General features: G+C 68.0%; 1 protein-coding gene (running past one end of the window). It reads left to right on the top strand.

The features are described 5' to 3' along the window. A protein-coding gene (locus AB0I53_RS25330) for a hypothetical protein (RefSeq protein WP_358607635.1) crosses the window boundary here: on the top strand, positions 1 to 12,231 show its 3' end. The gene continues 21,987 nt to the left of window position 1, outside the view; the window shows 12,231 of its 34,218 coding nt (coding positions 21,988-34,218); its start codon lies off the left edge, out of view; the stop codon is at positions 12,229 to 12,231.

Here is a 12,231-nt window from a genome sequence, read left to right as displayed (position 1 = left end):
GTCGGGCCGGGAGAACTGGCGAACTTCCGTGATTTCGTCGAACAGCACGGGACTTCCCCCATCGACCTGCGTGCTGAGGACGCGCGGGCCCGCCAGTTGGCCGGCGAGTGGTGGCGTTCGCTGGCAGAGCCCGATGTTCGTCTCGACGGGGCCGGGAACGCGGAGCCGACCTGGTGGAGCGGGCTGGCGGACCTCGACTGGTTCGGACGCCGCGATGCGGCTCGGCTGGAATCGCTCGTGACGCAACCGGAGTTGACCGCGCTCCACGGCAAGTCCTACGACCCCAGGCCGGATCTCGTTGCCCTGACTCGGAAGTTGGGCCGAATCCCCGATGAGATCCCGCAGTTGTCGCGCAACACCCGTGGCGAAGCCTCGATCTTGCTGCGCCCCGGGGACCCGCAGTCGGCCCGCAGCGTCGAGGTGAAGGCCGCGACCCTGTTGCGAGCCGCAGCGGCACTCGGCGTCGAGCCGGTGCACCTGACGACGCTGTTCCGGCACGACCTGATCGCCTTCGAGAACCCCCGAGGCGGGCACCAGGTCTGGATCGACGCGATGGCGAATCGGCTGCGGCAGCTCGGACTCACCAATCCCGCGGCGTGGGCCGACTTCGCGCACGTCGTTGACGGCCTGGAGCACAACGGATGGCGGGACGACCAGAGCCTGCAACGCTTTCTGGAAGAAGACGGCAAGTCCTTGCAGGACCTGTACGCGGCGACGGACGAAGTGCGCGCCGCTGTGCTCGCGGCATACAAGGGGGCCGATGAACTTGATGTGCAGTCCGAGGCGTCGCTTCCGGATGCTCAACGTTCAGATGTTGGTGATGACGACACGGTGTTGACCGAGGGCCTTGAGAGCATGTCGGTCGACGACGCGGAGGCCGGTGCACTGCACATGTTGGCCGAGGCGGCCGCGCCGCACGTCGGCGACGACGGTTTCACGCCGTCGCAGGACTTCGAGAGCATGTCGGTCGACGAGGGCGAAGCTGTACCCGACCTGGCGGATTCCCAGCCGGAACCCGGCGACGGAGAAGACGCGCCCGCCTACGCCGAGCACGACCCGGAGCTGCCCCAGCATGCCGGACTCGACTTGGCCGTGGTGGACCCGGTGCTGCACGAAATGATCCTGGCGGAGCTGGGCAGCACGGCGCATCCGGTGCACGAGCCCATCGCCGCCAAGAAGGCGGTGTTCGACGCGGCCGACAAGCTGGGCGTGTACCCGCTGCACCTGCGGCCGTTCCTGCGCGGCTTCGTCGGACCCGACGCGCCCGGCCAGTTCGACGGGTTCGTGCGCAGCCTGCGCGATGCCGCTGCCCTGCTGGGTGCGGAGTCCGACGCCGACCGGGCGTGGCTGTTCCAGTTCGTCGACAACTCCGCGGTGACCGGCTACGGCCCGACGCGGTTGGGGCCGCTGCAGGTGCTCAACGGGTTGGTGATGGCGGAGAACAGGTTTGGCGTGACGCTGCGCGAGTTGCGGGGCATGGACGAGGTCGCCCAACTCGAACGGTGGGACGACATGGTCGGTGTGCTGGAACACGAAGGCAACGATCTCCGGGCGTTCGACGCGACGCCGCCGGGCGGCCAGGAATTGCGCGACCACGTCCACCGTTGGGTGTCCAGCGCCCTGTCCATCGAGGCGGGGGACTACCGGCAGGTGTTCGGCGCTGACGGCGGCGAGGCGCTGGCGAGGCTCGGTTCCCGGATCGGCATGGGCCCGCGCTCGATCGAGCTGATCTCCTACGCCGCATCGATCGGCCGCGTCCCGAAGGAGATCCCCGACCTGGCTCGGCGGCTCGGTCTGCCGGAAGCCGACGGTGCCACGCTGGTTCGTGCGGCACGTCTGCTGGGCATGCGCAACCCGGAACACCTGCTCGTGTTCGGCACCGATCTGGCGAACCAGGCCCGCGCGGGCAACCCGCTGAACGTCGACGAGTGGGTCCAGGGCCTGCACGAGAGCTTGGTGCGGTCTGGGTTGCCCACCACTCCGGATGGGAGCCGCGTGTTCGTTCCGGTCGTCGCCGAGCGCGCCCACTCGTTGGATGTGCGGATGGAGGAGTTCGGCGACCTCGGCCAGTTCCTGCGAGCCCGCGGTTCGTCCCTGGGGCAATGGGCCCGCTCGGATCCGCAGCACGCGGCCCACGCGGTGGCGCAGTGGCGGGCGGAGCGGCTGGGGATCAACCCGGTGCGGTTGGCGCAGCTGTCCGGTACCGCCGGATTCGACCATCGCGCGCTGGTGGACGTCGCGGACCGGCTCGGGCTCGGCGGCGATCGGGCTCTGCTGGTCGAGCACAGCGCGAAAACCGGCCTGCAGCCAAGGGAATTCCCTGATATCGCGCGGCAGCAGGGGCTGGATCCGCGCACGTTGCTGCGCAGCTGGGCAGCCGACCGGCTGGGGATCACCGCGCAGCGGGTCGCGGGGCTGCAGGACTCCCCGGGCGTCGACCTGAGAGCGCTGGTAGGGTTCGCGAACCTCGCCGACCTGCCGCGCGCCGGTGCGGACGGCGATGCATTCACCACCGCCGACCTGGTGGAGATGAGCACCCTGTTCGGCCGTATTCCGGATGGCCTGATCTACCGGGTCGCGCAGCCGGGCGCGAATCCGAAGGCCGTGCTCCGCGAAGCCAAGCAGTGGCTTGAGGGTTGGCGGGGCGAAGAGGATCCGCGCGGCCGGGTGCTGACCGGATATCAGCCGATCTCGTTCGACGGCATGCAGTACCAGAGCCTGTGGCCTGCGAGGGAATGGAACGCCCACCTCCAGCGCGGCAGCGAACTGGTCTCGGATGCGCTCCGCTGCTGGGGACCGGCCGCCGATGTCAGTCCGATGCTTCGCCTAGACCAGATCACCCAACTCGCGGCTCTCGACGACGCGGTTCAAGGTCGGCTCAATGAGGTGTGGCCGAACTTCGAGGAGGATCTGACCGAAGGGCGGCTCCAAGCTGCTGCTGTCGCCTCTGTCATCAACACCGGGCTGCGCCGGCTCCCGCTCTACGCGGGAGGGGAAGTCCACCAGGCGATTCCGGAGATGCACGACGGGCTCGTGCCGGGAATGGTGTTCGAACACCAGGGGTTCGTCTTCGCGACGGCGCCCGGCCAGCCCGCGGGCGGGGTCCACATCGCCTACCGCCCGGCACCCGGCAGCTTATGGCGGTCCGCCCGGGTGATCCCCGGCCAACAGGAACTGACCGTCGGGTTCCCGCTGGGCACCCGGTTCCGCGTGGCGTCGGTGGACCACGTCCCAGACCCCGGCGGCAACGCGCCGTCCACCCGCATCGTCCTGGAGGAGTTCCACGAGGACGGACCGGGGGACACGCCCCCGAGCGGGCCGCCGAAACGGCCCGCCGATGACGAGCCCGATCCCACGTCGAAGCGTCCCAAACACGACGACCAGCCGACCGGGACGACGGACCGCCGGCAGGCCCCCGATGCCGACGAGCCTGTCGCGATTGGGAACAACCTTCCGGCGCAGGCCTCGCGTGTGGAGATCGGTGGGTTCGACGCTCAGTGGCGGGAGACCCTCCAAGGGGTGTTCGGCGGCGAGGTGATGCCCGAGGAATACCAGGCGTGGCAGGAATACGCGCGAACTCGCGCGGAGCGCGACGGACGAGAGGCAACGCTGGACCGTTCCGCGGCGGGTGGATCGCGGAGTGCGCCGGAGGTGCTTCGGCATGTCGAAGAGGCCGAGGCGCAGCTGGCGGATGCGCAGGCGCGGTTGGACAGCGCCGAGGCCGGGCTCAGGGAGTCCGGGGTCGATCCAGACGCGTTGTACGACCGGTACTTGCGGGAACGTGCCGAGTACTTCGCCAGGCGGGGCCGTGCTCCAGGAGGCAGCTCGGGCTGGGTGAGCCAGGCGTGGACGGGATCCACGTTGTTCTCTTCCGGGCTGGCGGCTCATGCGGATCTTCCGGCGAGCGACGCTGATCCGCACATCGAGCCCGGCACCGAGACCGCGGCGAAGCCTGATGGTGTCGGAAACGAGGCGGCGCTGAACGACCTCATCGAGCTCGGTTTGGATCCGCAGCGGGTCGCTGAGGTCCGGGCGGAGTTCGAGGAACTCACCGGCACCGGCCACCTGGAGGACCATTCGCTGGACATCGCCGCGAACCCCGGTGTTCAGGAGGCGCTGCAGGTCATCCACGCCAACCTCGACCGGATCCCGGAGACCAGTCGTGGCCGGTTGCGGGCCTGGGTGACGGATGCGGTGCTTGCCGCGTCGCTGGTGCCGGTCCGGGAGTCGGCCCCGGATTCGTTGGCCGGACTCGATCACGCGGCGGTGCAGCAGCGGTCGGCGGTGCGGGTGCTGATCCCGAACCGCCTGGAGGCGGTCCTGGTGGACATCGCCAAGAACCTCAAGAGCTGGACCGACCCGTTCGACGCGGCTTGGTCCGCGCTGGAGCACTCCGGCTACCGGCCGGAGGACCAGCTGCCGCAGCGGCTGGTTCAGCTATCCCTGGTCAACCTGATTCCGCAGGCGCGGCTGCAACTGCGCGACGATTACCTGTTCCAGAGTCTGCTGAGCTCCAGGGACAGCTTGGTCGAGTCGATGTTCGCCTCCGGCGGGCACGACGAACAGCGCTTCCTGGCCACCTGCATCTCGTCGGTGGCCAACACGGAGGTGCTCGGCAAGGTGTCGACGACGGCGGGACTGCTGCTGGTCGGTCGGAACCTCGCCGGCCAGGTGCGGACGTTGATCGACAACCCGCCGGCCCAGTGGGCGCGGGTGCTCGACGAACGCGACCAGATCTTCGGACGGACCATCCGCGAGCTGGTTTCCGACCGCCTCGACGAGGCGGCGGAGGTGTTCGACGACATCGAGCGCCGCGCCTCGGAGCTGGTAGACAGCGGCAGCCGGAACCCCGATGCGTGGGCCGAGCTCAGCCAGCGGTGGGGGCGCACCATGCAGAAGCTGTCGGTCATCGTCGATCCGTCGCAGGGACCGGATTCCATCCCCGTGCTGACCAACAAGCTCATCGGCGGCCATTGGGGCTGGAGCGCGGGTGTCTCGGCGCTGCTCATGGTGCTCGACCGCCCGTTCCGGCGATTCGCGTCGGTGGACAACATCTCCCTCGGAAAGGCGTTGCAGACCACGCTGCTCGGCGAGGGGCTGCCGCGACGGGAAGTGGAGTTCGCGCGGTGGATCGAAGAGTTCGGCGCAGCCGAATGCTGGCAGCGGGTGCACCGCAGCGGCGGTGCGATGCTGGGATCGGCCACTCACATGCTCCGGCTGGAAGCGGTCCAACGCGACGGGCAGCAGGCATTCCTGGTGCACGATCCGAAGAAGTCCCACCCCGACCACTACAGCCCGGCAGGAATGCTGGAGTGGGCTCGCAGGAACAAGTTCACGATGGACCTGGTCGATCTGCCGGACCGGCCCTTCCGGGACGAGGTCCCGACGAAGAAGACGCAGCAACCACCGGAATCGTCGGCGTCCACATCGGATAGGTGGTCCACTGCCGACGAATCGATTGAATCGGACGCCTCGTCGTCGGAATCTTCGCAACACGCAACGGAGTCGCCAGAGCCGTCCGAGCTTCCCGACGACAGGCCGGAACTGCAGGTGTCGGTTGCCGAGGAGCTTGCCGCGTTCGGCCTGGATGTACAGCGATTCGGGCAGGCGCGTGCAGAGCTGGGTGAGTGGGCGGGTAGCGGCCCGGTTGAGGACTACACGGCGGAGATCCTGTCGCGGCCGGAGCTGGGGCGCGCGCTGCAGAAGATCCGCGCGAACCTGGATTTGGTGCCTGACCTTGATGTTGCGCGGCTGAAGTCGCTGGTCGCCGATGCCGTGCTGTCGGCGGCGCTGGTGCCGGTGCGGGATGTGGTGGTCTCGGGTTCGGCGCAGCACGGCATCAGCACCTGGCACGAGCGACTGGCGGTGCAGCCGCTTTCCCCGCATGGTCTGCAGGAGCTGTTGGACAACATCGCGGTCCTCACTGGCCAGGGCAAGGACCCGTTCCGGGCGCGCGAATCACTGCTGCGCCACTCCGGTTACGAGCCGGAGCAGGGCCCGTCCCGCCGGCTGACGCAGCTGTCGATGGTGAACCTGAACCCTGAACTGCGCGAGCAGCTAGGGCGCGGTGCCATCTTCCAGCAGCTGCTGGACAACGAAGAGGCCCTCGGTAACGCCTTGTTCGGAACCGATGGTCATGCCTGGCGCGACCTACTCGCCCAACACGGTCTGCAGGCGGGCACGATGCCGACCGTCGGCGGGCTGCTGCAGGTCGGCCACACCGTGCTGCGGCACTTGGAAGACCAGTTGAACGCGCTGAGCGCAGGGTTCGACCAAACCGCGGTGGCTCGGGCGCGCGGCGGGAATGCTGTCGACGAGTTCATCCGCCAGCACCTCGTCCAGGCGCAGGAGGCGTTCGGCGAGCTCCAGCAGCTGGCGCACGACTCCTTCGACAGCATCGAGCAGACGGCCCTGGAGTTCGTCAGGGCCGAATCCGACGGCACTCCCATTCACCACGAGCAGTGGGCCGAGCTGACCAGGGCGTGGAGCACCACGATGAGCGCGATGCTGATGTGGGACGGGCCCGCGCTCGATGGCCTGCGCGCCGCGTTGTCGGACGGTATGAGTCCCAATGTGATCCGGGAGCAGGTGCGGATCACCGGCGGGACCGAGTCGGGGCCGCTGTGGGAGCGCGTTCACGGCAGTGGCGGCGCGGTGCGGGCCACGATCGGGGTGCATGCGCAGCCGGTCTTGGTCCAGGCGGTCCGCCAAGACGGCACCCGGCTGTTCTCGGTCGCTGATCCGGAGGTGGACCACGTCCAGATGCTCGACCTCGAAGGGTTCGTGCGTTGGGCGGACAACGCCGAGGCAGTCCTCACCCTGCCCGTCGACCATCCGCGGGCCGCGAACATCTCCGAATCGTCGGACGGGGAAGCTTCGCTCGGCGGGGAGAGTTCGGATACTTCGGACTACTGGGCCGATGACAGCGCCGGGTCGACATCGGAACCGGACAGCGGGGAAAGTCTCGTCAGTGCGGACGATTCCGCCCCGACGCACTCCAACGCCGGTGGCGGCACGGAGGCGCCTTCGGTGAAGGCTGGGGGCGAGGACCAGCATCCGCGCTCGATGTCGGACCGCGGTGCCGCACCGGCTTCGTGGACCACTACCAAGTATCAGACGTTCGGATCCCCTTTGGGCACTGATGCGGCGGCGCAGAAGCTTGCTGCCGGGCCGTTCGCCTATCGGACCAACGAGCAGATCATCGATGGGGGAGACCAGTCCTTCCCCCGGTTCCTCGGGGCGCGGCCGGTGCTGGTCGATGAGCACCCGCCGGTGCGGATCTCCGGCGACGGCACGCTGGCCATCGCCGCGCACGGTCACGGGGCCAAGGAGGTCTTCGCGACGCTGGACGTGGTGCGGAGGGCGCAGGCCGACCTCGACCGCGTCGGCGGGGGCGTGAAGTTGCAGGTGGACGACAGCACCGGCATCGAGTTCAACGTCGGCGGGAAGATGCAGCGGCTCTACCGGGTGGTGCCGGACTTCGGGGACGGTGGTGTCTCGGACATCTCCAAGGAGTTCACCCGCGACGTGCTTGGCGACTCGCCCACGCACGCCGTCCTCTACGACACGCGCCCGCCCGGCGCGGGCGGGACCGGCAAGCTCGCCACGGCGAAGATCAACACCACCAGCGACAAGGAGATATCCGGCACCCACCAGCTGGCCGACGCGCTGGTCTCGACCACGTCGGAGCTGGCCGACGCCGAGTGGGCCGCCGGACAGGTGCGCCGGGGCTGGGACGAGCAGGAGTACGACTCCCCGACGCCGGGGGAAGGCTACGGCCGGGCATTCTCCCGCACCGGTGGGGGAGGCTCGGTGGCCGCGAAGCTGGGCATCAACGAGCACGCTCGTCCGCGGGTCGGCGAGGGCTATCTCATCCAGCCGATCTCACACGGCACCAACGATGACGGCAGCCGCCGGTTCTCGCTGGACTTCTCCTCCGGTTCCGACGAGGGGCGCCGGGTCGAGCGGATGCGGTTCTACCGCTTCGCGCCGGTCGTGCTGGAAAGCTCCGACGGCCAGCACCACATCGTGCTGGAGAACACCAGGCGGCGGGAGAAGGACAACAAGTTCCTGCGCACAGTGCTGGAGGAGAACCTCACCCACTACGCAACGCGGGTGCACGAACTCGAACAGGTCCTCGCCGAGGAGAAGGCGAAGGAGAAGACGAAGGCGAACGAGGGCACCGGATCCCGCGAGTTGTTCACGAAAAGCCTGCTGGAGATCATCGATCACCAGAAGAACCTGGACGAGCTCGGCGAGAGCCCCGCTGCGGACCAGGAGCGGCAGCGGATCAAGGGCGAACTCGCCGCGGCCAAGGGCAACGCGGTGCGTGCGCTGATGGCGCTCAGCGGCGAGGAGCTCGGCACCAGCGGGGACCAGTGGTGGTTCGAGATGTTCGGCCGCGCGCCCGGTGAGTCGCTGTTCGAAAGCGAATCGCACCTCGGGGACAAGCCCAACGCCCTGGTGCTGACCGTCATTCCGGACCACGACGACAAGCGGGTGCAGGTCGAGTTCGGTGCCGGTACCACGCAACTGGACGAGTTGGCGACCACGCAGACGAAGCGGTTCATCAGCAAGCTCGCCGGCAACGCGGCGTGGCTGGCCAAGCAAGGCGCGCCACTGCCGCCGGTCCACATCACGGTGGAATCGCTGCCCGACGAACTGGGCGCGCGCGAGCAGCGCAGTGCGGCCGTCGTCCAGGAGTTGCGCAAGCACGCCGCAGCGTTGGGCTTGGACGTGGGCACGATGCCGGTCGTGATCGACCACCGCGTCCGCGATGTGGCGGCCCTGCACGCACAACGCAGCGAGTTCGGCTTCGACGACGATGAGCCGATCCGCACGGTCGTGAAGGTGCACGCGCAGCTCGCGGAACCAGGCCCGGGCAAACCCGATCCGACACCGCAGGAACTCGCCGAGCTGACGCGCACCACGGGACTGCACCGGGCCCCGACCCCGCTGGGCAAACACCTCGGCAAGCACACCGAGGTCACCGCCGAGGAGATCGACCGGATGCGCGAGATCGTCCGCACCGCACGGCAGCTCGACCCGGACCGCGGCGACGATCCGAGCTGGCTGACCTCGGTCCGCCGCATCGCCGACCTCCAGCAGCGCAGCGGCGTGACAGACCTCGATGCACTGGTTCGGCAGGTCTTCGGCCTGGCCGACGATGCCGAGGTCCGCCCGTGGGAACGGCGCCAGCTGATCGACCTCGTCCCGCACACCAAGCGGAGCGGCCACCCGGTGACGCTGTCGGACCTGATCAAGGCCCGCGAGGCGCAGCAGTGGCCGACCCCCGCGCCACCACACCAAGCGGTCCCGAACGAGATCGCGCTGGCGTCCATCCAGGCCGAGTCCAACGGCACCCCAGTCCACCACGAGCAGTGGGTCGGGCTGCACGAGGCGATGTACGACGCCCAGGCAGAACCGACGCCGGGGCCGTCGATGGTCACCTTCAGCTCCGCTGCCGCCGACCAGGCATCGGCGGCAAAGGCGGTTGCGGATCCGTCGATCCAGGACCTGGCAGACCTTTCCACTCAGGTGCTGGAGCAAGATACGGCGCCGACCTCGAACCTCGATGAGGACCAGGAATCGGCTGCCACGCAGCAGGAATCGGCGCCCAACACAGATTCTGAGGAACCGTCCACCAGTAATGCCTCCGAACCCGGGTGGGTCGTCGGGCGGAATGTGGACACCTTGGAGGAGGTCCGCTTCGACCCGGGCGAGGTCCAGTCGTGGGAGTTGAAGGACAGCAACGGCGACCTGATCGGGATCACCTTCCTCAGCGATGCGGACGAGCGCGAGGACGTGCAGACGTGGACGGAGATCGGCGGCACCGCGGACAAGGTGAACTACTCAAGTCCGCTCAGCGAGGATGCGGTGCAGGGCATGTCGGAGGAGGAGTGGGAGGCGTCCGCCAAGAAGCCGGTGCCGCTGCCCTGGGACTCCTCGCTCGGGCCCGGTCAGAACCCGATCACCATCAACGCCCACGCCACCGCGACAACCGTGGAAGTGACGCGGACCGACGGCACGACGGTGGCGGTCGGCGGCGAGGCCTTCGCCAAGATCGTCACGAAGCCGGCTATCTTCAAAGCTTTGTGCGAGCAGCAGTCCGGCTCCGCTTCCTACCAGCTGCTGGCCTGCGAGGCTGGCAAGCTCAACAAGCCGGGCGGATCCGCCTTCGACTTCCAGCAGGCCCTCAGCAAGCTCGGGCACGGTGGCACCGTCTTCGCGCCTACCGAAGTAGCCTCCACCGGGTCGAAGCCGGGGCCCAGCAGCCCCTTCACGGTGGTCTTCTCCAACGGTGGTTGGGCCGAATTCGATGGCAAGGTGCCGGTCGGCAAGAACACGAACGAGCCCACCGGTCCCGCCCTGGACGAAACCAACGTCGGCGGTGGGGAAGCAGAGGAATCCGGAACCACGTGGATGTTCGAGCCGACGGAGGAGGACAACGCCTGGGACGCGGAGGAATCCGGAACCGCGTGGTCGTTCGATTCAACGGACGAGAAGGACAACGCGACGGGAACGGTGGCGCAGCAGCTGACCTCCGGTAGCACGGAGACGACCGGCCAGCAGTTGGGTATCGAATCGGGCACGACGACGGACAAGGCGTCGTCGGCGTCGACCGGCAGCGATAGCACCCCGCACTCGGGCACCGACGAGGGAACGCAGACCGAAGGTCTCAAGACCGTGGCCTCGGACCTGGACCGGAAGGCATCCGGCGACGCTCGCTCCTCGCAACGGCTCGGGAACGAGTCGAGCGGGCCGTTGTCGGAAAAGGCCGGGGGAAAGCAGCGGGCGGCCGAGACGTCGAGCGACGACGTCGCGGCTGGAGAACCGAAAGCCGGATTCGCGGGAACTGACGCGGTGTCGCGGTCCGGTGTTTCTGACGAGGTGAAGCGGAAGGCGCATGAGCTCGCCCGGCGGATGAACTTGCATTACGGGGGCGTTGACCGGGATCTGGTCGCTCAGCATCGGCGGAATCTCGACGAGTTGGTTGCTCGCTACGAGCGGGGCGGGGTGGAGGATGCGCGGGAGTTTGTGCGGGAGTTGCGTGGTCCTGCGGAGGATCCGAATCCGTTGTACAAGGACTGGGCGACGAAGCCGCGTGGTTTCGGTGGATCGTCGGTATCGCTGAAATCATTCCTGATGGACGATATGCCGGAGTTGCTGGCCGAGTTCGCGCCCTCGGGTTCCCGGGACGGGACGGTGACGGAGTCCGATGCTCAGGCATCGGCGGATTTCGGCGGAGCCGCGGCGTGGCCTGCCGCTACGCCTGATTTTCCGGGTGTGGAGGCGGTGTCCTGGGTGAACGTGGATCCGTTGCCCGATGGTCGTGCTGTGTCGGTCAGCGTCGATGGTTTGTGGGCGATGATCTCTTCCGGCGGTTCGCTCATGGTGGTGAATTCGGACGGGAGAGCCGTCGCATATGCGGACGATGCGCATTTCCGGGACGGGACGATGGCCGATGCTCAGGCGGCTGACGTCGTCTCCGGGAGGAACATGGACACCGGGGAGGAGGTCCGCTTCGACCCGGGCGAGGTCCAGTCGTTTGCGCTTAAGGACAGCTACGGCGACCTGATCGGGATCACCTTCCACCACAATTCATCTGAGCGCGCGCACATGCAGACGTGGACGAAGATCGGTGGCACCGAGGACAAGGTGAACTACTCAAGTCCGCTCAGCACGGATGAGGCGCGGGGCATGTCGGAGGAGGAGTGGGAGGCGTCCGCCAAGACACCGGTGCTGTTGCCCTGGGACACCCCGCTCGAGCCCGGTCAGGACCCGATCCTTATCAACACGCACGCCACCGAGACAGACTTTTTAGTCACGCGGACCGACGGCACGAAGACGTCGATCGGCGGCGCGGCCTTCGCTGTGATCGTCACGAGGGCGGCTCTCTTCAATGCCTTGTGGGAGAAGCAGTCGGGCTCCGCTTCCTACCAGCTGCTGGCCTGCAAGTCCGGCAAGCTCAACGAGCCGGGTGGATCCGCCTTCGACTTCCAGCAGGCCCTTAGCAGGCTCGGGCACAGCGGCACCGTCTTCGCGCCCACCGACGTAATCACCGTTGCGTGGCTGTCGAAGCCCATTATCCCCTTCACGCAGGTCCAATCCAATGGTGGTTGGGCAGAATTTGGTGGGCAGGTGCCGGTCGGTACGAGCGCGAACGAGCCCGCCGGTTTCCTCCAGGGCGAAACGGTTGTCGGCGGCGACGATGAGATGGACGAGAGGTAG

It is taken from the genome of Saccharopolyspora sp. NPDC050389 (assembly GCF_040655595.1).
Taxonomy (GTDB): Bacteria; Actinomycetota; Actinomycetes; order Mycobacteriales; family Pseudonocardiaceae; genus Saccharopolyspora.
The sequence above is the reverse complement of the archived record's forward strand: the minus strand, read 5'-3'. Positions and strand labels throughout refer to the sequence as shown.